At 66.9% G+C, this 21,921-nt stretch carries 16 protein-coding genes; 10 read left to right on the top strand and 6 right to left on the bottom strand.

The features are described 5' to 3' along the window. Positions 1-16 precede the first annotated feature (16 nt). A complete protein-coding gene (locus AC1RU4_RS15885) occupies positions 17-7,048 on the bottom strand; it encodes a hypothetical protein (RefSeq protein ID WP_492892083.1) in 7,032 nt (2,343 codons plus the stop codon). Positions 7,049-7,324: 276 nt separating this feature from the next. Here AC1RU4_RS15885 and AC1RU4_RS15880 point away from each other — a divergent pair, with 276 nt between their 5' ends. Next, complete coding sequence (locus AC1RU4_RS15880) at positions 7,325-8,179, top strand: response regulator transcription factor (RefSeq protein WP_492892082.1); 855 nt, start codon at positions 7,325-7,327, stop codon at positions 8,177-8,179. A 452-nt stretch (positions 8,180-8,631) separates the two neighbouring features. Here the strand turns inward: AC1RU4_RS15880 and AC1RU4_RS15875 are convergent, their stop codons facing one another. After that, positions 8,632-9,552 (bottom strand): threonine/serine dehydratase family protein, encoded by a 921-nt coding sequence (locus AC1RU4_RS15875; protein WP_492892081.1) that lies wholly within the window; start codon positions 9,550-9,552, stop codon positions 8,632-8,634. A gap of 93 nt (positions 9,553-9,645) precedes the next feature. Between AC1RU4_RS15875 and AC1RU4_RS15870 the strand changes: the two genes are divergently transcribed. After that, on the top strand, positions 9,646-10,110 hold the full coding sequence (locus tag AC1RU4_RS15870; protein ID WP_492892080.1) for an NADAR family protein: 465 nt from the start codon (positions 9,646-9,648) through the stop codon (positions 10,108-10,110). Between the two features lie 50 nt (positions 10,111-10,160). Here the strand turns inward: AC1RU4_RS15870 and AC1RU4_RS15865 are convergent, their stop codons facing one another. Then, complete coding sequence (locus AC1RU4_RS15865) at positions 10,161-11,018, bottom strand: amidohydrolase family protein (protein WP_492892079.1); 858 nt, start codon at positions 11,016-11,018, stop codon at positions 10,161-10,163. Positions 11,019-11,055: 37 nt separating this feature from the next. After that, positions 11,056-12,063 (bottom strand): LacI family DNA-binding transcriptional regulator, encoded by a 1,008-nt coding sequence (locus tag AC1RU4_RS15860; RefSeq protein ID WP_492892231.1) that lies wholly within the window; start codon positions 12,061-12,063, stop codon positions 11,056-11,058. 350 nt (positions 12,064-12,413) lie between these two features. Here AC1RU4_RS15860 and AC1RU4_RS15855 point away from each other — a divergent pair, with 350 nt between their 5' ends. The 8 genes from AC1RU4_RS15855 to AC1RU4_RS15820 all read left to right on the top strand — a co-directional run bounded on the left by AC1RU4_RS15855 (position 12,414) and on the right by AC1RU4_RS15820 (position 19,825). After that, positions 12,414-13,196 carry an ATP-binding cassette domain-containing protein gene (locus AC1RU4_RS15855; protein WP_492892078.1) on the top strand — a complete coding sequence of 261 codons (783 nt, stop codon included), beginning with the start codon at positions 12,414-12,416 and terminating at the stop codon, positions 13,194-13,196. A gap of 53 nt (positions 13,197-13,249) precedes the next feature. After that, positions 13,250-14,305, top strand: coding sequence for an ABC transporter permease (locus AC1RU4_RS15850; protein WP_492892077.1), 1,056 nt, complete (start codon positions 13,250-13,252; stop codon positions 14,303-14,305). A 63-nt stretch (positions 14,306-14,368) separates the two neighbouring features. Next, the gene (locus AC1RU4_RS15845) at positions 14,369-15,328 is read left to right on the top strand and encodes an ABC transporter substrate-binding protein (RefSeq protein ID WP_492892076.1); all 960 of its coding nucleotides are present in this window, start codon (positions 14,369-14,371) and stop codon (positions 15,326-15,328) included. A gap of 61 nt (positions 15,329-15,389) precedes the next feature. Further along, a complete protein-coding gene (locus AC1RU4_RS15840) occupies positions 15,390-16,148 on the top strand; it encodes an SDR family NAD(P)-dependent oxidoreductase (RefSeq protein WP_492892075.1) in 759 nt (252 codons plus the stop codon). A 40-nt stretch (positions 16,149-16,188) separates the two neighbouring features. Next, complete coding sequence (locus AC1RU4_RS15835) at positions 16,189-16,647, top strand: dimethylamine monooxygenase subunit DmmA family protein (protein WP_492892073.1); 459 nt, start codon at positions 16,189-16,191, stop codon at positions 16,645-16,647. Continuing rightward, the gene (locus AC1RU4_RS15830; RefSeq protein WP_492892072.1) at positions 16,644-17,585 is read left to right on the top strand and encodes a PDR/VanB family oxidoreductase; all 942 of its coding nucleotides are present in this window, start codon (positions 16,644-16,646) and stop codon (positions 17,583-17,585) included. Before AC1RU4_RS15835 ends, AC1RU4_RS15830 begins: the two co-directional genes overlap by 4 nt. A gap of 15 nt (positions 17,586-17,600) precedes the next feature. Continuing rightward, entirely contained in the window at positions 17,601-18,629 is a 1,029-nt protein-coding gene (locus tag AC1RU4_RS15825) for a heme-dependent oxidative N-demethylase family protein (protein WP_492892071.1), read from the top strand. 20 nt (positions 18,630-18,649) lie between these two features. Beyond that, the gene (locus AC1RU4_RS15820; protein WP_492892070.1) at positions 18,650-19,825 is read left to right on the top strand and encodes a fumarylacetoacetate hydrolase family protein; all 1,176 of its coding nucleotides are present in this window, start codon (positions 18,650-18,652) and stop codon (positions 19,823-19,825) included. A 539-nt stretch (positions 19,826-20,364) separates the two neighbouring features. On the opposite strand, the gene AC1RU4_RS15815 is transcribed toward AC1RU4_RS15820, so the two are convergent. Further along, positions 20,365-21,330, bottom strand: a complete 966-nt coding sequence (locus AC1RU4_RS15815; RefSeq protein ID WP_492892069.1) for an IS481 family transposase — start codon at positions 21,328-21,330, stop codon at positions 20,365-20,367. A gap of 284 nt (positions 21,331-21,614) precedes the next feature. Next, a partial coding sequence (locus AC1RU4_RS15810) for a hypothetical protein (RefSeq protein WP_492892068.1) occupies positions 21,615-21,921 on the bottom strand: 307 nt, incomplete at its 5' end.

Below are 21,921 nucleotides of genomic sequence, written 5' to 3'. Positions count from 1 at the left end.
CAGAAGTACGAGCCGATCAGAAGCGGTAGGCCAGCCGCGCGCTGGCGGCCTGACTGAGATAGGAATCCCCGAAATCGGCCGCATATCCGAACCTCATCTCGAAGCCATTGGTCCGATAAAGCTGCAAGCCGAGGTCGATCCGTCCGAGCACCTCGGGGGTCTCGACATAGGTGCTGAAGGTACCATTGTCGGCGGTGGCGTTGACGAAGCTCGCCTCGAAGGTGCGCGTGTTGTCCGGCAGGTAGCTCACGCCCACGGTGGCGTAGGGCCTGAGCGTCGTGCCGGGATCCAGAGCCACCCGCCCGCCGACTTCCATCATCAATGACAGCGCCACGCTGGTCTTGCTGCTGCCCTCGACGTCGAGCGCATAGATGGAGGCACCCGTTTCCGTGACGCCGGGCTGGTCGGTGTAGATCACATCGGCATCGGCATAGGGCCGCACATACCAGTCGTCGAAGGTGAACTCGTAGCCGGCGCGCAGGCGGGCGCCGGCAAGGAAGATGCTGGGATCGCTCTCCAGCGTCTCGGAGGCGTAGGGCAGGCTGATCTGGCGGTAGGAATCGAAGGAACCGTAGGCCATGGCGAGCGAGCCGGCGAAGAACCACGACCCCTTCACATGCTTCAGCGCGAGCGACCCGTCGAGCGTATAGCCATCGCCCCAGGAGCCGTTATCCGTCGACGACGAGGTCTCGCCATAAGCGAAGGAGCCGCCGAGATACCAGTCGGGCGCGACCTCATGCTGGGCGCCGATGCGGTAGCTCGTGGTGTCCACCTCGTAGCCCTGTATGTCGCGGGTCGTATCCTGATCGGTCCAGCGGCCCGAGATGGTGGCCCAGCTGCAATTGTCCTCGCCGAGCAGCACCCCGTCGCCGACGAAGACCGGACAGCTCATTGAGGCGCCCAGGATCGCCCCCGCCGAATTGGCCAGCGCGAGCGATTGCGCCTGAATGTCCTGGCCGGACAGCTGGTTCAGCATGGTCGTGTATTCGGTGGCGGTCCCGATCCCCGACATGTCGGCGAATTGGGTGGCGAAGGCGGCATCGGCATTGTCCCAGGCGCGGGTGAAATAGCTGGCAAGCGAGGCCTGGCTGCGGTTCAGAGGCACGTCGGCGGGCGCGAAGTCAGCATGCGGCGTCAGCGTCAGCGCGTTGTCGGATTGCTCGGCGTCCCAGTCGAACAGCAGCGAATCCTCCGCCTCGGCGGTCAGGACCATGTCGGTCGCCCTTGCAACGGCGACGGTACCCGGCAGCAGGCTGATCGCCGTCGGGACGATGAGACCGCCAATGGCGGCGGAGCCCTCGATCCGCAGCTCGTCGGCGGTCTTGGCCAGGGAGTGGATGGTCACGCCGAGCCGGCCATTCTCGGTCTGCGTGAAGTCGCCGGTGACCCGGGTGGTGCGCACCTCGCGGGAGAAGCCGACATTGAGGACGCCGTCATTGGCGACATCGCCGTCATTCACGCTGCCGGTATTGTGGACGCCGCCATTGACGTTGTTGAACGTGCCTCCGTTGAGATAGGCGGCGCCGGTCACCGTGCCGGAATTGTTGACGGTGGTGACGCCGCCTCCCGTCTGCAGGATCGCCGTCCCGCTCGTGCCGAGCCCGGTGGTAAGCGTGGCGCCGGTATTGACGGTAACGGAGTTGCCGGAATTGTCGCCATCGATCCAGACGCCGGCAGCGCCGGATTGCGTGGCGGTGGCGGCGGTGCCGCTGCCACCTGTCACGTTCGAGAGGACGGTGACGGCGACGGTGCCGTTTAGGGTGCTGGTTAGGGCGCTGCTACCCTGGCTCTGGGCGAAGATGCCGATGCCGTTGGTGCCGGTAGCCGACACATTGCCGTTAGCGATGACAGTGACGTTGCCGCCGCCGGTGCATGAATCGATGCAGATGCCCGAGGTCGATGCCGCCGAGCCGGCGAAGATCGAGCCGTCGCTCACCAGAATGCCGCCACCGCCGCCGAGCGACTGCGCGAGGATGCCGACCGCCCCCGTGCCGGTGACGGTGACGCTGCCGCCGATCTGCGTGACGTTCACGTCGCCGCCGCTTCCTGCCCCCTGCGTGAGGGTGTCGGAATCGGACGTGCTCCACGTGGTGGTCAGCGACGTGTTCGCCGACGCATCGCTGGTGTCGTTCACCCGGATATAGCCGCCGCCGCCGCCGATCGACTGCGCGACGATGCCGTGCGCGGCAACGCCTTGCGTGCTGAGATTGACGTTGCTGGCGTTGATCGTGACCTCTTGGCCATTGCCGCTCGACATGTCGCCACCGAGATTGGCGGTCACGGTCTCGGCGGTCGGCTGGACGCTGATCAGGCCGCCGCCGCCGCCGATCGACTGCGCCAGCAGGCCGATCGAATAGGCGCCCGTGGTGGAGACGTTCAATATGCCGTTCGGCTCGCCCTGCTGCACCAGCACGGTGCCGCCATCGCCGCCGGAGCCGGAATTCCCGCCGGCGGTGAGCTTCCATTGGGTGGATTGCTGCGTCGCGCCGGCGAACAGGCTGCTGCCCGCGCCGCCGATGCCACCGCCGCCGCCCACCGATTGCAGGATGATGGCATCGGCTGCGACGCCGGTGGTGGCGACCGTCGAGCCGTTGATGTCATCGCCATATTCGAACTGCACCGGGCCGCCGGTGCCGCCGCTGCCGGCATTCCCGCCCTCATCCTGGCCGAGTGTCACGATACCCGTCGCGCTGTCCGAACCATCCGCGCCCATGCCGCCGCCACCGCCGACGCTCTGCGCGATGATGCCGCTCGCGGCATAGCCGGCGGTCTGGATGACAGCGTCGCCCTGTTGCAGGTCGATGACCACCCCGCCGGCGTTGTTGCCGGAGCCGCCGTTTCCGCCGAGCGCGACGGTCGTATTGATGGTGATCTCGGGAATGCCGCCGGTGCCGGTCGCCACCGCCGAGCCAGCCTTGCCACCGCCGCCGCCGATGGATTGCGCAACCACACCGCTCGCCCAGTCGCCGGACGTGGTGATCGGCGCCGATATGACGACCCCGACATTCCCGCCCGTGCCGCCCTGCGCGCCGGTGCCGCCGACGGACAGCGTAAAGCTCGTATCGATGGAAGGGATGTTGTTGCCGTCGTTATCGCCCTGGAACACGTTCTGCAGGAAGCTGGAGACCTCGCTGGAGAACTCACGCTCGGCATAGCCGTCATTGGTGGCGACGATCGGGTTGTCCGCCGAGCCGTCCGAGCCCGCCGATCCGGCCGTTCCCCCGCCGCCGCCAATCGACTGCACCAGTACGCCGACCGCGTCGCCGCCATGAGTGGTGATCGGTGCCGCGATGTCGATGTTCAGATTGCCGCCATTGCCACCGACGGCGTTGGAGCCGAGCCCCAGATTGACCGTCACGCTCGGCTTCAGCACCGGATTGTTCTCGCCGGTGCCGATGGTCTGCGCCAGGCTGAACGAGCCGCCCTGCGAGGTGCCGCCGCCGCCGCCGATCGACTGCGCCAGCAGGCCGACCGAGCCGGAGCCCCAGGTGGTGATGCCGTCGCCAGGACCGATAAAGGCGTAGACTTGGCCACCATCACCGCCCGCGCCGCCCTGCGAACCCAGCGTCGCGGTGATCGAGGTGCTGCTTCCGGTGCCGAAGGACTGGGTGTTGCCGGCGCCGAAGCCGGCATCGCCGCCGCCGCCGCCGATCGACTGCGCCGTTATGCCATTGGCGTAGTCGCCATAGGTGGTGATCGAGGTCGCCGCGCTGCCGGCCGGGTCGGCGGTGAAATCGCCGCTGCCGTCGAGCGTGCCGCCCAGCGCCACGATCACCTCGCCGCCCGTGCCGCCGTTGCCACCCGAGCCACCGACGGTGACGGTCGTGGTGATGGCAAGCGACGTGACGTCTCCCGGCGTATCGTAGCCAAGCACGGAGGCATTGGCGGAGGCATCGCCGCCCGCGCCGCCGCCGCCGCCGATCGATTGCGCCAGCACGCCGGCAGAGCCCTGGCCATAGGTGGTGATGGTGCTGCCCTGGGTCTGGAAGAACTGTGCCGTGCCGCCGTTGCCGCCATCGCCGCCTTTTCCACCCACCCCGATGCTCACGGCCAGTGCGACCTGGTCGCCGCTAGGGTTGGGAACCGCCAGCACCAGCGACTGCGCCGTCGCGGCACCACCGACGCCCCCGCCGCCGCCGATGCTCTGCACGACGACGCCGTAGCTGTCGACGGGCAGTATGTTGCAGGTCGCGTCCGTGCAGTGCGACTGGTCGAGCACGATGCCCTCGCCGAGCAGCATGATCTGCAGCCCGGTCAGCACCGAGGTGCCCGCCAGGGTGACGGTCGACGTCGAGGCGTCTCCGCCGGTTCCACCGGCACCGCCGACCGCCGAGGAGACACCGAAGGCCGCCGACGCCGTTTGCGCGATCGCCCAGCCGCCATTGCCACCGCCGCCGCCGATCGACTGCGCGAGAATGCCGGGCGCCTTGGTGCCGGCGGTGGTGATGGAGCTGTCGGAAGCATTGACGGTGACCGCGCCGCCGTCGCCGCCGCCGCCGGCAGCACCTCCGACCGCTGCCGTCAGGAAGATGCTGTCGGCGCTGGCATTGCCGCCATTGCCGCCGCCGCCGCCGATCGACTGCATCACCACGCCGGCCGAGCCATCGTCCAGGGTGAGGATTTCGGTGCCGGCATTGAGCTCGGCGGTCACGGTTCCACCCGCGCCGCCGGCGCCGCCATTGCCGCCGACGACGACATTGCCGCCGGCTGCGCCGCCACCATCGCCGCCACCCCCACCGATCGACTGGCCGAGCACGCCGAAGGCCGCGAAGCCGTCCGTGACGATGCTGCCGCCGTCCGAGGTGAAGTACACATCACCGCCGTCGGACTGATTGGGGGTGTCGCTGGCGCTGCCGCCGACCGTGTCGAAGGAGCCGCCGGCCTGGCCGCCGGCACCGCCGCCGCCGCCGATGGATTGCAGCAACACGCCATGCGCGTTCGATCCATAGGTGGTGATGGCGCCGCCATTGGTGACGGTGGTGGTGCCGGCCGTCCCCGACGAGGCGCCGGTGCCGCCCGAACTGCCGAAGGTGCCATAGGAATAGCCGCCGCCGCCGCCCGAACCGGCAATCGACTGCGCGACGATGCCGCGTGCCGAGGCCCCGTGGGTGGTGATCGTCCCGTCATTCGAGACCGTCACATTGCCGGCATTGCCTCCCGCACCCCCCGTGCCGGCGTCGCTGCTGCCGCCGCTCGCCTGTCCGCCCTCTCCGCCCGCGCCGCTGACGCTCGTCGCCACGATGCCCGACGAGGAGAGCCCGTAGGTGGTGACGGCGGCCCCTTCATGGAGCGTCACCGTTATCTCACCTGCCGCCCCGCCGGCCCCGCCGGTTCCGGCCGTCGATCCTCCGGCGCCGCCGTCGGCATAGCCGCCATCCGCGCCCATGCCGCCCTTCGACAGGGCGTAGATGCCAAGCGATGTGTCCGCGTAGGTGGTCACGGAAGCCGCCGTCAGATCGATGTCGATGGGGCCGCCACTGCCGCCCGCACCGCCACTGCCGCTGGTGACCGCCCCGAGGCCGACATCCGCCCGGCCACCATCGGCGCCATTGCCGCCGATGCTGAACGCGGCGATGCCGGGCGAGTTGGTGCCTTGCGTCACCACGGCGAGCGTCTGGCCCTGCCCGGTGAGCTCGATGGCGATGGCACCCAGGACATCGCCGCCATTGCCGCCGTTGCCGGCCGTGCCCTTGGCCTCGTTGGCCCCGCCGGCGGCGCCGTTTCCGGCCAGCAGGAGCGCCAATATACCCGCCGAATTGTCGCCATTGGTCGAGATGGTGACCGGCACGGTGCGCGCGTCGACATGGATGGCTCCGCCGCCATCGTCATAGATCGTTCCGCCCGAGCCTCCGTTGTTCTCCTCGCCATAGGTACCGGTCTGGTAGTGCGAACAATAATAGGTGTCCTGGCAGCCGGCCTGTCCACCGTTCCCGGACTGCTCCAGCAGCGCGAGAGCCGGCAGGCCGTTCCCGGTCGTCGTGACATTCGCATCGAGGATCGAGATGTGAGCCGGCGCTCCCGGCGCCCCGTCGCCGCCGACCTGCAGGTCGGTGCCGAAGCCCGCCCCGCCATTACCCCCGAAGGTTCCCGCGAAAAGCCCGGCGCCCTGGATGGCGCTGCCGGGGGACACGGAATTCAGGATCGAGGTGCCCGTGATCGTGCCCGATGGCGGCGCGCCGGTTGCCGTCACGGTCACGTCGCCGCCGGCGTTCAGGATGATCTGCGCGCTACCGGCCCAGATGCCGTCGCCGCCATTTCCATTGGTCGTCTCGTTGAAGCTCGCCCCGTTGCTGCCGGTCGAGATCGCGTGGATGCCGTAGACGCCGCCATTGGTCGCGCCCACGTTCTGCCAGGTCCAGTCGACGCTCACCGGCGCCGCGTTGACCACCGAAACCGCGCCGCCTGTTCCCGAATCGGAACCGGCGGTGCCCTGATACGCGCCCGTCGAGATCGCGTGGATGCCGCCGCCCCCCGCCTGCCCGGTCGCCACGATCGTGACCGCGCCGGCATTGTAGACGGAGGCGCCATGGGAATTGCCGAAGGTCGGCCCGCCCTGATCATCCGCCCAGATGCCGGCGACGCCCGGCACCTGGATGCCCGACGAGGGATTGATGGTGATGGTGCTGTAGTTGTACACCGCGACATCGGCGGTGGTGGAGCCGAGCCCGCTCGCCGATTGCTGGGCCCAGATGCCGAAGATGTCGTAATTATAGTAGGCGGACGCGCCGTCCCCGAGCGTAATCGCCCCGGTATTGACGATGGTCAGGCCGGAGGCATCACCGTTGTTGACTGCGCTGTCGCCGGTGATCGACGCGCCAAGCGCGTAGACGCCGACCGAGGATGTCGGGGCTGTGCCGACGCCGATGCCGATGCCGCCGGCATTGTTCACGGTCAGCGCCGTGCCGGAGGGGGCATTACCCGGCTCGGTGACGGTAATGGGCGAGGAGTAGCTCCCGCCGGGAATGGAGCAGCTATAGCCGCTGCCCGACGCGGCGCAGGTCGCCTGCGCCGACGCCGGTCCGGGAAGCGCGAACCAGGCGGTGCTCATCAGAAGGCCGGTCAGCAGATTGCCGCGGCCCGCGGGATGTCCGGGGGTGGGAAGGCGCGGCGGAAGGAGCCTCGGAGACGATGACGTGATGCCGGGATCGAACGCGTCGGAATTGTTGGCTTCACAATTCCGGCGATTTGTTCCGATTTTCACTATTTTTACCCCAAGCAATCAATCGGCGTTCCCGGCCCCGCCGGAAGACACAAAAATTTCACGCCTGCTCCGGTCTTGCCGTAGCATGTGGACCGGTAAGCGTTCCGATGGGATGATGATGCAATGCTGCTGATAGATCAGGCCATTACTCGGAAGAGTGAAGCGGACGAGGCGGATCTCCCGGGCGAGATCATCAAGCTCTACGAGGCGGAGGCCGATCTGATCAACCTGCCCGAAGTTCTATTCGCCGGCGTTGGCCGCCTGATCGACGCCGATGTCGTGACCTATTCCGAATTTCATCACGCCAGCGGCGAGTTCCGCTCCGTGCTGTCGATCGAGGACGACCCTTCGCGGCGCGCCGAGGCGATGGCCGCTTTTGCCCGCCACATGCACAGCCACGATTTCTGGCGCTGCCATCCGGCCTTCTTCGGCGAGCGGGCGCTACGCGAATCGGACTTCTTCGGCGAGGAGGAGTTCGCGACCCTGCCGATCGCGCGTGAAGTGTTCCTGCCATCCATGGCCCGGCGCATCATGTCGATCGTCATGCAGAGCGGAGACTATGTGCTGACCATCTCCGGGCACCGCGTGATCGGGCGTGCCGCGTTCAGCGATCGGCAGCGGGATTTATTGGAAGCCTACCGGCCGCACGTTCTGCGCAGCTACCGGCAGGCCTGCGACCGCACGCTCGCCTCGATGACGCCCACCGACCGGCTGCGCATCGCCTTTCCCGAGCTCACCCCGCGCCAGCTCGAAGTGGCGTCCTGGGTCGCCAGGGGCAAGTCAAACGAGGATATCGCGACGATCCTCGATGTCGGTATCGAGACGATCAAGGCGCATGTGAAAGCAATCCACGCCAAGATCGGCGCGGATGGACGTCTCGCCATTGCGGTGATCGCACACACCGTCCCGCCTTTCGCCCGCATGCCGCCCCTGTGGCGGATCGGCGAGAGGGTCTGGGGCGGTCATCCACCTGCGTAAGCGGGAGCGACCGTGGCCGCTCTGCAACCGCACGACGTCCCCGGTCTACCTGCCGCGCACGAAATCTGGCAGCTATTTGCCCCCCGCGCCTTTGGACGCCAAAGTGGACTTGGCGCATAGGCGGGATTCGTGGTCCATTTCCAGCTCAACATCGGTTGTTGCAGCCGAAGTGGACGATCTACCCAGAAGCAGACAATTGCAGAGTCGCTACGGGGTCAAAATATCTACCAATCAACCGTGAGAGATACGAACCTTCTTCGCTGCCAATCGCCACTATTTCTACAATTTTTCACACATGGGTTATCCTCTGCTCTTTGCGCGAGCGTCGTTTAGGCGGCTATAGCGCATTATAGAGGGCAACCGAACGGGTGTATCTCATTGAAATTATTTTGATTTCCGACGTTACATTCGCATTTTGATCAGTGGGAACATTCGCCTGTCAGCAACTTGCGTCAGCGGAAGATATCGCTGCCAGCTCCGCATACCAAGGCGCACACCTTTTCTCCCGCCTTGAGCGGGATGCGGCTCGACGCAAGTCCGGCAAGGGCCGCCGCACCGCTGAGATCGGCCGCGATGCCGAGTTCCTCCCACAGCCGCTTTGCTGCGGCCACCATCTCCGCGTCGGAGACCAGCGCGACGTGATCAATCGCCGGGCGTACGATCTCGAAGATGCGCTCGTCGGTGCGCCCGCAGGCCATGGTGGCAACGCGGGTGGTGACCGTCGGCAACCGCACGACACGGCCAGCGGCCAGTGAATCGTGCAATGTGGGGGAGCCTTCCGGCTCGATGCCCACAAGGCGTACCGAGGGCTTCAGCGCCTTCACCGCCGTAGCGATGCCGGCCATGAGCCCGCCGCCGCCAATCGCGACGATGATCACGTCGACATCCGGCAGATCCTGAAGGATCTCGAGGCCGATCGTTCCCTGGCCGGCGGCAACCGCCGGATCGGCGAACGGGTGGAAGAAGGCAGCCTGTCGCTTGGCGGCGAAGGCCTGCGCGGCCTCGTTCGCCTCATCAAACACGGAGCCGATGACCCGGACATCCGCGCCCCAGCCGAGAAGGCGCTGATGTTTTTCCGCTGTCACTGTGTTGGGCACGAAGATGGTGGCGGCCACCCCGCTCACGAAGGCGGCGCGCGCGACGGCCAGCCCGTGGTTGCCGCCGGAAGCGGTGACGACGCCGTTTGCCAGCGCCTCCCTCGGCGTGGTGAGCAGCTTGTTGGTCGCCCCACGGGCCTTGAAGGAGCCGGTGGGCTGCAGGAATTCGAGCTTGAGGAACAGTTCATTCGCGCAGAACGGTTCGCGGGCGCAGTCGAACCGGATCATCGGCGTCCGGCGGATCATCGGCGCGATGCGCGCGGCGGCGGCTTCCACATCAGCAAGGCTAATCACACGGGTAATCCTTGACGAACGCAATCGATTACGTAGACACTCGCGACCTCTGCTCGCCTTGTCAACGGAGATGTCGTGCCCGCCATCCGTTTCTATGATCCGCGCCTCGGCCCGTTCTGCGGCCTGAGCAATCTCCACCCGGTGCCGCTGCTGTTCGAGGGCGTCATCTATGCGACGCCGGAGCACGCCTTTCAGGCCTATCGGGCGCGCGATGCCGGGATGAAGGCCTGGCTGGCAGCGGCGCCCACGCCGGAGCTGAGTGCGGTGGCAGGCGACGCACTCACCCCGGAGCAGACGACGCCAGGTTGGGAGAGCGTCCAGCTTGCGGTCATGGCACGTATCCTTGCGGCCAAGTTCGCTGCCGAGCCCTTTCGCAGCCTTCTACTGTCGACGGGGGAGACCTATCTGGTCGAATGGTCGCCAGAGGACGGCGCCATCGCCCGCTTCTGGGGGGAATTCGAGGGGGAAGGTGATAATCATCTGGGCCGCCTGCTAATGGCGCTGCGCCAGCAGTTGCGCGACGAGACAGCCGGGCGCTGACGCGAGGCCGCTCTTCCGCCACGAGGGATGGCTAGCGGCGCATGGCGCGGTCAGGCCTCCAGCCGATAGGTGCGGATGGCATTGTCGCGATAGAAGGCGCGGCGAGCCCGGGCATCGGTGCCGTCGAGCACCCGGTCGAGCGTCGCCACCCAGCCCTCGAAGCTGTCGGAGAGATTGATAACCGGCCAGTCGCTGCAGAACAGCAGCCGTTCCGCGCCGAAGCAGGAAAAAGCGTGGTCGATATAGGGCCGGATGGTCTCGGGGCGCCAGGAGGCGTGATCGGCCTCGGTGGTCACTCCGGTCATCTTGCACACCACGTTGGGCAACGCGGCGATCACCTTCAATTCGCGGGCCCACGGCTCGAAGCCGCCTGCCGCGATCGGAGGCTTGGCGATGTGGTCCAGCACGAAGGTGACCTCCGGGCAGCGTCGCACCAGCTCCGTCGCATCCCCCAGTTGGTGGTGCTTGATGCAGATATCGAATGGCAGGTCGTAGCGGGCGAGCAGCCGCACGCCCTCCAGAAAGGACGGTGCCAGACACCATCCGGGTTCGTGGCGGTTCTGGATCTGCCGGCGAATGCCCTTCAGGGGGCCGAGCGCACGCAATTGCTCGATCTCCCCGGCTGCCGCCGCCCCGCGCTCGAGCAGGGCGGAGGCGACGATGCCGGCGATGCCCGGCTCCTCGGCCCGCAGCTCCGCGACATATTCCATCTCAGCGAAGCGGTCCTCGGGCCGCGCATCGACCTCGACGAAGATCAGCCTGTCGACGGTGGTTGCACCGGTCGCGGCGCGATACTGCGCCGGCCCGTGCGGAGCGTCGATCGCCGGCACGCTGGCGAGCCATGGATAGGTAAGGCGCGCGGGCGCGATGAAATGGACATGCGCGTCGATGACGGAAAAATCGGGCATGGAGGACTGTCTCTCGGCGGGTCCGGCTGCGGCCGTCTCAGGTCGCGGGGCGAAGGGGTGCGGTGCTGTCGCGGACGATGAGGTCGGTGTTCAGCACGAAGCGGCGCGGCGGCGGCGGCGTGTCGAGCTTTAGCCGGTCGAGCAGGCGCCTGGCCGCGGTCCGGCCGATGGCGAAGGCCGGCTGGGCGACGGCGGTGATGCGCGGCTTGAAGATGGCGTACCATTCGAGGTCGTCGAAGCCGACTACCGAGACGTCGCCGGGAATGCTGAGGCCTATATCATGCAGCGCCGCCAGCGTGCCGATGGTCATCATGTTGTTCGAGGCGAACAGCGCGGTCGGGCGCGCCTCGCCGAGTAGCATTTCCTCCACCGCGGCCTTGCCGCCGTCATAGGTCGAATCGCCGTAGAGCACGAGGTCTTCCGGCGGCTCCAGCCCGCGCTGGCGGAAGGCGTTGCGGAAGCCTTCCAGCCGGTCACGATCAAAAGAGGCGGTCATCGGGCCGCAAACGATGGCGATGCGCCGGTGACCGAGATCGAGCAGATGGCCGACCGCATGGGCGGCGGCGGCGCGGTTGTCGATCACCACTGAATCGAGCGGGGTATCGGGCAGGTCGCTGTCGACGAGGATGATGGTCTGGCCCTGGGCGAGCACGTCACGCAGATGCTCGCCGTCGCTGGCGACGCTGGCGAGGATGATGGCGTCGACCTGCTTCTGGATCATCAGCCGCAGCAGCCGCGTCTCTTCCTCGATACGGTTGCTGGAATTGCCGAGAATGACGCCGAATCCCGCCGCGCTCAGCGTGTTCTCGACGCCGCTCGCCAGCTTTCCGAAGAAGGGGTTGGCGACGTCGGCGAGGATGAGCCCGACAGATTTTGTGTGCTGGACGCGCAGGCTGGCGGCGAGCGTGTTGACCACATAGCCAAGTTCGTCGGCGATCTTGCGGACCCGCTCGGCGGTCTCGCTCGACATGGCCCCCTTTTGACCGGAGAAGACCCGAGACACCGTCGCGCTGGAGACGCCCGCGGCCTTCGCCACATCCTGCATGGTCGGTCGGCGTGGCGGCATGGGCGCGCTGGTTTTCCTATCGATCGAGCAATCGATTGATGAATTACCTTCACGTCGCAAAATTTGCAAGCAGAACAGGCGGTTGAGATCACCGCCCGGCCGCCTCTGACGGCGCGCCGGAGAGCGTCCCTTCATGCACGTTACGTAGTCGCTACCCGCCTATTCGGTGTGCGGCAGGCGCAAATTATAGACAAAACCGAACATTCTCGAAAAATTCGGCCGTTTCCAGCCGCGCTCCCGCGATTTCCGGCTTGCGTTCCCGGGTGCGATAAGTAATCGATTACGTATATCAGCTCCGCGCTGATAGCCCGAAAGGTTCAGGGGGTTCCATGAGCGGACATGCGGCTGGCCCGACCGAGGGTGGCTATGCAATCGAGGCGGTCGATATCGTCAAGAACTTCGGCTCGCTGAATGTACTGCGCGGCGTGTCGATCGCGCTTCGTCGGGGAGAGGTCACGGCGGTGGTCGGCGACAATGGCGCCGGCAAGTCGACCTTCATGAAGACGCTGAGCGGGGAGAATATTCCCGACGCCGGCGAATTGCGGATCGGCGGCCGTCCCGTCGCCTTCCGCTCCACCCAGGATGCGCAGCGCTACGGCATCGAAACGGTCTACCAAGACCTCGCCCTGGGACCTGACCTGACCATCCCCGCCAACATCTTTCTCGGCCGCGAACTGCTGCAGCCCGGCCTTCGCGGGACGCTCGGCATGATCGACCGCCGCCGGATGCTGGAGGAATCCCATGCCGTGCTGGTCGAGCTCGGGGTGCGCATCAAGTCCTACCGCGCGGCGACGCAGTCGCTCTCCGGCGGCCAGCGGCAGGGCGTTGCCATCGCCCGTGCACTGAAATGGGCCCGCCATGCCATCCTGCTCGACGAGCCGACCGCTGCGCTCGGCGCCCGCCAGCGCGACATGGTCTACCAGGCCATTCGCAAGTCGGCGGCCCGCAACCTCGCCGTGCTGCTCATTTCCCACGACCTGCCGCAGGTGCTGGAGCTCGCCGACCGCATCATCGTCATGCGGCAGGGCCGGGCAGTGGCGAATGTGATGCCGGCGCAGGTCAGCGTGCGCGACATCGTCGACATCATGCTGGGCGCGCGGGAGGCGGCATGAGCCGGAATCCGCCCACCTCTTCCACGCCTGCGTCCAGGACAGCGGAGACCACGATGAGCGACGCCTCCCTCCCGGCCGACGCCGCGCCGGATGCCGGCTCCGGCGCCCATGGACTGCGCCTCATGGAGGCCACCGCCTTCTGGATGTTCATCATCCTTATCGCGCTGGTGGCCGGATTCACGTTGATCTCGCCGAACTACGTGTTCCTGAGCGTGAACAACCTCTTCACCATTGCGCTCAACACCGCGCAACTCGCCCTTCTCGCCGCCGGCATGACCTTCCTGCTCGGTGCCCGGCAGATGGACCTCTCGGTCGGCTCCAACGTGGTACTCGCCTCGGTTCTGGCCGGCAAGACCATCACCGCGCTCGCCGGCTCGCCGGACGAGGTGGCGATGGGCGATTACCCGAACCTCGCCGGCGCAATCGTCGCCGGCACCGCCGTCGCCTTCCTCTCGGGGGCGCTGTTCGGCGTGGTGAACGGGGTGCTGGTGACGCGCTACAAGCTGTCGTCTTTCCTCGTCACGCTGGCGACCACGGCGATCGGCCTCGGCGCGGCGCTGGTCATCACCCATGGCGCCAACGTGCCCGACATTCCTCGTGCGCTGCAGACCGGCTTCGCGGTGCGCCGGGTGCTCGGAGGAGTGCCGATGCCGGTGGTGATCGTGGCGCTGGTGCTGGCGGTGCTGTGGTTCGTGCTCGCCAAGACCCGCTTCGGCGCTCACACTCTTGCCATCGGTTCCTCGCCGGAGGCCGCCCAGCGCGCGGGCATTTCGGTCGATCGGCATGTGCTCGCGCTCTTCGTGCTGATGGGCTGCCTGTCGGCCGCTGCGGCCATGCTCGACATTTCGCGCTTCGCCACCACCAACATCTCTGGGCACCAGACCGACGCGCTGCAGGCCATCGCCGCGGCGGTGATCGGTGGAACCAGCCTGTTCGGCGGCGTCGCGTCGATGAGCGGCACGGTGATCGGCGCGCTGATCCCCGTCGTACTGGCCACCGGCCTCGTCATCATGCGGGTGGACGCCTTCTACCAGCTCATCGTCGTCGGGATCATCGTCATCGTCGCGGTGGCCATCGACCAGAAAAACCGCCAGCGCATGAGCCGCTGAGCCGTTTCGCGTGCCTTCCAAGAAACAACAGCAACCTTCCAGATCCTCACAGGAGAACCGCTGATGAAGTTCGCATTGACGTCAGGCGTTGCGGCCATCGTGCTGCTGGCGGCGGTCCCGGCCTTCGCCAAGACCGTCACCATCACGGCGCTGCCGGGCCAGGTGGGCATTCCCTTCTACACCTCCATGCAGTGCGGGGCAGAGAAGGCGGCGGGCGAGTTCGACGTGACGCTGTCTTGGGACGGCCCGCCGGACTGGGACATCGCCAAGCAGCAGCCCTTCATCGACGCCGCCCTGCAGCTCAAGCCGCAGGGCGTGATCCTCGCCCCGACCGACAGCGGCGCGCTGGTTTCCCAGGTCGAGGCGCTGGAGAAGGCCGGCACGCCGGTCATCACCGTCGACGCCCCGCTCGACAAGCCGGTCGAGACCCAGAGCATCCAGTCCAATCACTATATGGGCGGTGAGGCAGCCGGCAAGGCGATGGGCGAGGTCGCGGGCGGCGAAGGCACCTTTGTGGTGGTCGGCATGCGTCCCGGCCTGCCGGACATCGACGCCCGCATGAAAGGCTTCATCGACAGCTTCAGCAAGGCAAATCCCAAGGCGAAGGTCCTGCCGGTGCTCTATCCGGAAACCTCCTCCACCAAGGCGGCGCAGCAGGTGGCGGCGGCGATCCAGGCGAACTCCGACATCAAGGGCGTCTACGTCACCCATTCGGCGGCGGCCGAGGGCGCCTCGGCCGCCATTCTCGAGGCCGGCCTGCGCGGCAAGGTCAAGCTCGTCTCCTTCGACGCCGACCCGCAGCAGATCCGCGACCTGCGCGACGGAGTCTATGACGCGCTGATCGTCCAGGAGCCCTACCAGATGGGTTACGACGCGGTGAAGAACCTCGCCGCCATCCTGCGCGGCGAGGTGAAGAAGGCGGACGTCCAGCACGACCACTTCTTGCCGTCGGTGGTGGTGACCCGCGCCAACATGAACGATCCGAGCATCAAGGGCGCCTTCTACAAGACGTCCTGCAAGTGAGAACGGGGAGCCGGCCGCATGTCGCCGCCGGCTCCCGACGGGCATGAACAAGGAGTAAGGCATGCACGCGCGCATGGCCGGCCGCACCGCGATCGTCATCGGGGCGGCACAGGGAATTGGACGAGCCATCGCACAGCGTCTGGCGACCGAGGGGGCGAGCGTCGTTGTCGCCGACCTCAACGCGCAGGGCGCCGCCGAGGTGGCCGACGCCTTGCCGGGCGCGGCGGCTTCCATGGGCGTGGACATCGCCGATCCGGAAGCGCTGGAGGCGCTCGCCGCCTTCACGCTCGCGCGCTTCGGGCGCATCGACATTCTCGTGCAGAACGCCGGCATCTATCCCGCGAGCCTGATCGCCGAGACCTCGCCCGCGCAATGGCAGCGCGTGCTGGGCGTCAACCTCAGCGGCACCTTCTACGCCTGCCGCGCCGTGCTGCCCGCCATGCAGGCGCAGCGCTACGGGCGCATGGTCTTCACCTCCTCCATCACCGGCCCGCGTGTCACCGCCTGCGGGACGGCCGCCTATTCGGCCAGCAAGGCAGGCATGAACGGCCTCATCAAGACTGCCGCGCTGGAATTCGCCGGCTTCGGCATCACCGTGAACGGGGTTGAGCCCGGCAACATCATGACCGAGGGCCTGACCGCCGGCCGCAGCGCTGACTTCATCGACATCATGACCCGCTCCATCCCGATCGGCCGGATCGGAACGCCGGAGGACGTCGCCGGGGCCGTGGCTTATCTCGCCTCGGCGGAAGCAGGCTTCGTGACCGGCACCTCGATCCTGATCGATGGTGGCCAGACGCTGCCGGAAGGCAAGTGCTAGGTGCGCCGACCGGAGGGCGCGGCAAGAGGCAGGCACGCACATGCAGGAGCTCATCTCCCCGCCGCTTTGCCTCGACCCGACCGGCCGGCGGCATCTGCTGATCCTCGATGCCGGCGTCGCGGCGCCCGACGACGCGGCGCTGGCGCCGGTCGAGCGCTGGCAGCTCGGTTCGAGCCACGCGACGCCGGACGACCTCGCCGAAACGCTGGCGGCGCGGCTGGCGGCGGCGCGGATCGGCGAACGGCTCCATCTCAAGGGCGGCCAGCCTTTGCTCGCGCGGCTCACCGCGGTGGCGCGCGCGGCCGGGATGCTGCCGGAGGAAATCCGCCAGCAGGTCGTGGACGGGTCGGGGCGGCGCGTCGTCTGCGCGACGTGCCGGCGCATCCAGATCGCACCCGTCGAAGCGGCCACAGTCGCTTGCGCCTGCGGCCTGCGGCTGGCGGTTCGCCGCCAGTTCTCGCCCCGGCTCGGCGCCTGCCTCGGAGTGCCGTGCCCATGAGCCATCCGCGCAGCGCGCCGGCGGGGCGGCAGGTAAGGGTGGTGGAGATGGAGGATCTCTCCCCTCGGCTGCGCCGGCTGCGGCTTCATCCTCTCGACGGCGAGCCGGAAGCGGCCTCGCCCGGCTCGCACATTCTGGTGACGGTGCCATCTGCCGGCCGCACCACCGCCTATTCGCTGATCGCCGATCCGGATGTGATCGGTGCCTATGAGATCGTCGTGCGCCGCTCGGAGCGGCGCGAGGGCGTGTCGCAGCGACTGCACGCACTTGAGGTCGGCACGCCGCTGACGGTGAGCGCACCGCGCAATTTCTTCGCACCGGTCGCCGGGGCTCGGCGACATCTCCTCCTCTCCGCCGGGGTCGGCATCACCCCCTTCCTTGCCTATGCCCAGGCCTTCGGCCGCCATGCGGACTGGCATCTGGTGCAGATCTGCCGACAGGAGGAGCGGACCGCCTTCGCCCGGCTCACAGGCTCGCTCGATCCCGCCCGCGTCACCCTTCTCGATCGTCGCGAGGCCTGCGCGCTGCCGGATTGGCTCGATCAGCCGCTCGGAACACACCTCTATGCCTGCGGTCCCGCCGCCTATCTGGAGGCGATCCGGCTGGGGGCGGCCACGGCTGGCTGGGTGCCGGCGCGGGTACATGTCGAACGCTTCGCCGCCGCCGAAGGCCGGCCCTTCGAGGTCCGGCTGGCGCGCACCGGACGGCGCCTCACCGTCGGCGCCGGTCAGTCACTGCTGGAGGTGTTGGAGGCAGAGGGTGTGGCGGTCGATCATCTGTGCCGGGGCGGGGTGTGCGGCGCCTGCCGCGTCGGCGTGCTCGCCGGCACGCCGGAGCATCGCGACCATGTGCTGGAGCCGGCGGAGCGTGCTGCAGGCGCGGTGATGCTCGCCTGCGTATCGCGGGCACATACCGCTGCGCTGACGCTGGACCTCTAGGGGGAGCACGCGAGCATGGCCGAACCGCAGACCTTTCGCAACGCACTCACCTTCCGCAACAGCCGCGAGACGCTGCTGCGCTTTCCCTTCCCCTTCGCCGCCGACCGCTACGAGGCGGCGGCCAATCTCGAACAGAACGACCGGACCGGCCCCTCCACCTCGCTCCATGCCCTGTTTGACGTCGACGAGCACTACCGAGACGAGATGGAGGAGAAGGCCTTCGTGCTTGCGCACGATCCGCAGCGCTGCACGCTGATGCCGCATCTCGATCTCGCCGAATGGGACGTGGTCGAACTCACGATGACCAGCCTCGCGCAGGATTTCCCGCAGCTCTTCCACCTCGACCGGGTGGGGCGTGATTGGCGCTGGCGCAACAAGGTACTCGACATCGACCAGCGCTTCGTCTTCGGCGAGGTCGACAGCCTGCCGTGCCGGCCCTTCGAGTACATTGCCCGTCAGACGCAGGGCGACATGGTGCTGCTCGGCCAGCGCGGCGACATGCTCTATCTGGACGGCGGAATGCTCACGGCCGCGCAAGGGTGGTCGCTGCCCTTCGACCTCGGCATGAGCTGGCGGGAGATCCATGGCGAGGTGACCGGCACCCGCGAGCAGGCGGCGATCGAGCGCGGCCTCGCCTTCGCGCTGCAGATGCAGCCGGAGACCCGGGTACGCCGGCCCAACTGGGTGATCTGCGTCACGCCGCGCCTCGACAACGGGCTGGAGACAGCGGCCGAATGGAGCGGACTCTATGGCGGGGCTCCACCGGCCGATCCCGGCGCGGATCTGCTGCTGCGCGTCGAGATCCAGCAGCTCTACCGGCTGCGGCGCAGCCATGTGATCCTGTTCGCCATCCGGGTGTACATGGCGCGCCTCGCCGAGATCGCGACGGTACCGAAATGGGCGGCACGGCTGCACCGCGTGCTGCGGGATCTCGATCCCACCGTCGCCCGTGCCAAGGGGCTGCCCTTCCTGCCCGACATCATCGCCTATCTTGCGCCGTTCGACGACGGCGCACCGCTCGCGCCTGGACGGGCGCCGTTCTGACCGAAGCCGGAGCGTCTGCCATGTCCCTGTCGAAACCCCGCCCTCTCACGCCCGCCGAGATCCTTCCGTCCGACGGGCGTGCCGTTCTCATCGGACGCGTCTGGTCGCACCAAGCGGGCGGGCCATGCCCTGTTCTGATTGCGGAGGGGAACGTGCGCGACCTATCGGCGGCAGCGCCAACCGTAGCGGGACTGATGAACCTGCCCGACTGGTTCCCGCAGGAGGCTGCTGCCTATCCCGATCTCGGCGCGCTGGCCGATTATCTCGGCGAGAATGGCGAGGGGCCGGCCGGGCGGCTACTGGCGCCGATCGACCTGCAGGTGGTGAAGGCGGCGGGGGTGACCTTCGTCGATTCCATGCTGGAGCGGGTCATTGACGAGCGCACCAAGGGAGACGCTTCTGTAGCCGACACCATCCGTCGCGACCTGCATGCGGCGATCGGCGACCGGCTCAGCAGCATCGTGCCGGGTTCCGAGGCGGCTTCGCGCGTCAAAGCGCTGCTGCAGGAACTCGGCTACTGGTCGCAATATCTGGAGGTCGGCATCGGGCCGGATGCGGAGATATTCACCAAGGTGCCGCCCATGTCGAGCGTTGGCTGCGGCGCGCAGGTCGGCCTGCACCCGATTTCGCAATGGAACAACCCCGAGCCCGAAGTGGTGATGGTGGTGAATGCGCGGGGCGAGATCCGCGGCGCCACCCTCGGTAACGACGTCAATCTGCGCGATGTCGAAGGGCGCTCGGCGCTGCTGCTCAGCAAGGCGAAGGATAATAACGGCTCCTGCGCCATCGGTCCCTTCATCCGCCTGTTAGACGCCGGGTTCTCCCTCGCCGATGCCGGACGGATGACGGTGAGCCTCGACGTCGAGGGTGCGGACGGGTTCAAGCTGGAAAGCGTCAGCGAGATGGCGCGCATCTCCCGCAGCATTTCCGATCTCGTCGGTCAGACCATCAATCGCTCGCACCAGTATCCGGATGGCTTCGTGCTGTTCCTCGGCACCATGTTCGCTCCGGTGGTCGACCGCGACGGCGAGGGGCTGGGCTTCACCCATCACATGGGTGACGAGGTGCGAATCCACACGCCGGAGCTCGGCACGCTGATCAACTGGGTGGAGCGCTCGGACGCGATCGCGGAATGGACCTTCGGGGTGCTGGCGCTGATGGACAATCTTGCCCGCCGCGGCCTGCTGGGGCGCTAGGCGACAATTCTCCAAAATGGGACCGAAGCCCGCGCGGTAGCGGGCGAGACGGTCACGGCAGCCGAGATCAAGCAGCTGAAAGCCGAGGTCAAGGTTGCGCAGGACCGCGTCGCAAGCCTTGAGGCGAGCGCCGAGGCTGTTGCGAAGAAGACACTTACCCCTGTCGATCTTGCAGCGATCGGGGGGTGTCCACATGGCGCACGACGAGAACGACCCGAAAAGCCGATCCCATTCAGGACCATGCACGGGCATTTATTCTCGGATAACTAGCCTTGGAAGGCGTTCGAACCGGTTGGATCGGCCTGACTGGACACGAATGGAGAGCGCGCGAGTTGGGATTCGGGTCGAGAATCCGTACGTTGCCGGTGCACGCGATGTCCAAAAGGCTGCCGCCCGTCTCGTGGTGCGGCAAGCTGAAGCAGTAGTGGCGGGTCGTGGCTAGTTCCGTCAAAAGCAGGCGATGAGCACCGCGTTTCGCTTCATTGAGAATTCCCCACAGCGGATGTTCCGAGGGTCAGAGTAGGGGCGGTTGGCAGACCTTAGTTGTTCAGTCCCGGCATTTGATGGATTGGATCGAGCGTGAATCGTTCCGGCTGTGAAGTCCAGCACTTGCAGATGAACTCGTAGGGAGTGAGGCCTTTCAGGGTCTTCAACCGGCGCCCGAAATTGTAGGCGCTGAGGAAGTCGCCGAGGTGGCGTTCGAGCTGGTGGCGGCTGTCGTAGTGATAGCGCTTGACGGTCGCATCCTTGATCGTGCGGTTCATCCTCTCCACTTGGCCGTTGGTCCAGGGATGATTGATCTTGGTGAAGCGGTGCTCGACGCCGTTCTCGCGGCAGCGCATGGCGAACATGTGGGTGATGTAGCGGGCGGTCGAGCCGTCGGCGTAGCGCGGTGGGAAGCGGAACTGGATGCCGTTGTCGGTCAGGATCGTGTGGATCCTGTAAGGCACGGCCGCGATCAGGGCGACCAGGAAGGCCGAGGCGGTGACGCGGTTGGCGCTTTCCACCAACTGCACGAAGGCGAATTTACTCGTCCGATCAATGGCGACGAACAAATGGAGCTTTCCCTCGGCGGTCTGAACCTCGGCGATGTCGATGTGAAAGAAGCCGATCGGGTAGAATTTGAACCGCTTCTTCGGCTCCTTGTCGCCCTCGATGTCCGGTAGCCGGCCTATGCCGTGCCGCTGCAGGCATCGGTGCAGCGATGAGCGCGTCAGATGCGGGATCGTCGCCTGCAGCGCGTAGAGGCAGTCCTCCAGCGGAAGCAGTGTATGCCGCCGGAAGGCGACGATGATCGCCTCTTCCTCGATCGACAGAACCGTCGATTTCGGCTCCCTCGGGCCAGTCGGCAGATCGGTGGCCGAGGTCCGCTTCTTCCACTTCGCGACGGTCTTCTGGTTGACCCCGTAGCGCTTGGCCGGGGCTCTCAGGCTCTCTTGACTATGTTGTATCGCTCGACGGACCGCCTCCGTCGTCATGGCGCTCCCGTGCAGAACCTGACCCATAGTGCATCCTTCCATCCCTGCGAAAAGACTGCACCATCAAAGTCCGGGATCAAACAGCTAGTGCCAAGCGGTCGATGCTGCTGGCGGGCCTCGGCTAGGGCAACATGCCCTTCCACATAGTTGAAGATGACATCGAGCGGGGACGTTTGAATGTCATCCAACCGGCAGACTTCGACCCTCGTATCGCTCGTCTAGTCATGGGATGTGCCTATCTCACGGGAGACCGGTTGGCCCCGGCGCTCGATGGTTGGTCGAACGGCTGAGGGCGGGTCCGGGGTTGCATTTCAACGCGGCTGACAGGCACGCGGCACAAATTTCGGAAGGTTGAGGGTGGCCACGGAATCGCAGGTATGCCCAGAGCTAGTCCCGAAGCCGCCGGTTGTCTGGCGGCCAGGTTGGCTCGTTCGGGAGCGGGGTACCAGAAGCTCCTCGAATGTCCGCTTCTGGCGGATGTCGTTGAAAAAGTCGGCGTTGCTGCGGGGGTGAAGTCCTGATTCAGTCGTCTTCAACCTGAGGGCGACGCGATGATGGGTGAGCGGGCGGTGGCGCAGGAGGCGCTGTTCTACGAGTTCAGCTTGGAGCGGCACGTCC

Source organism: Ancylobacter sp. GW821-FHT10E12 (assembly GCF_058809335.1).
This window is presented reverse-complemented; position numbering and strand designations above follow the sequence as displayed.

What these genes read in the sequence shown, in the direction of transcription:
- AC1RU4_RS15855 (WP_492892078.1), top strand. Translation starts at nt 12,414, where the DNA reads ATGAGCGGACATGCGGCTGGCCCGACCGAGGGTGGCTATGCAATCGAG.
- AC1RU4_RS15885 (WP_492892083.1), bottom strand. Translation starts at nt 7,048, where the DNA reads ATGAGCACCGCCTGGTTCGCGCTTCCCGGACCGGCGTCGGCGCAGGCG.
- AC1RU4_RS15840 (WP_492892075.1), top strand. Translation starts at nt 15,390, where the DNA reads ATGCACGCGCGCATGGCCGGCCGCACCGCGATCGTCATCGGGGCGGCA.
- AC1RU4_RS15835 (WP_492892073.1), top strand. Translation starts at nt 16,189, where the DNA reads ATGCAGGAGCTCATCTCCCCGCCGCTTTGCCTCGACCCGACCGGCCGG.
- AC1RU4_RS15830 (WP_492892072.1), top strand. Translation starts at nt 16,644, where the DNA reads ATGAGCCATCCGCGCAGCGCGCCGGCGGGGCGGCAGGTAAGGGTGGTG.
- AC1RU4_RS15865 (WP_492892079.1), bottom strand. Translation starts at nt 11,018, where the DNA reads ATGCCCGATTTTTCCGTCATCGACGCGCATGTCCATTTCATCGCGCCC.
- AC1RU4_RS15825 (WP_492892071.1), top strand. Translation starts at nt 17,601, where the DNA reads ATGGCCGAACCGCAGACCTTTCGCAACGCACTCACCTTCCGCAACAGC.
- AC1RU4_RS15845 (WP_492892076.1), top strand. Translation starts at nt 14,369, where the DNA reads ATGAAGTTCGCATTGACGTCAGGCGTTGCGGCCATCGTGCTGCTGGCG.
- AC1RU4_RS15850 (WP_492892077.1), top strand. Translation starts at nt 13,250, where the DNA reads ATGAGCGACGCCTCCCTCCCGGCCGACGCCGCGCCGGATGCCGGCTCC.
- AC1RU4_RS15880 (WP_492892082.1), top strand. Translation starts at nt 7,325, where the DNA reads ATGCTGCTGATAGATCAGGCCATTACTCGGAAGAGTGAAGCGGACGAG.
- AC1RU4_RS15820 (WP_492892070.1), top strand. Translation starts at nt 18,650, where the DNA reads ATGTCCCTGTCGAAACCCCGCCCTCTCACGCCCGCCGAGATCCTTCCG.
- AC1RU4_RS15815 (WP_492892069.1), bottom strand. Translation starts at nt 21,330, where the DNA reads ATGGGTCAGGTTCTGCACGGGAGCGCCATGACGACGGAGGCGGTCCGT.
- AC1RU4_RS15860 (WP_492892231.1), bottom strand. Translation starts at nt 12,063, where the DNA reads ATGCAGGATGTGGCGAAGGCCGCGGGCGTCTCCAGCGCGACGGTGTCT.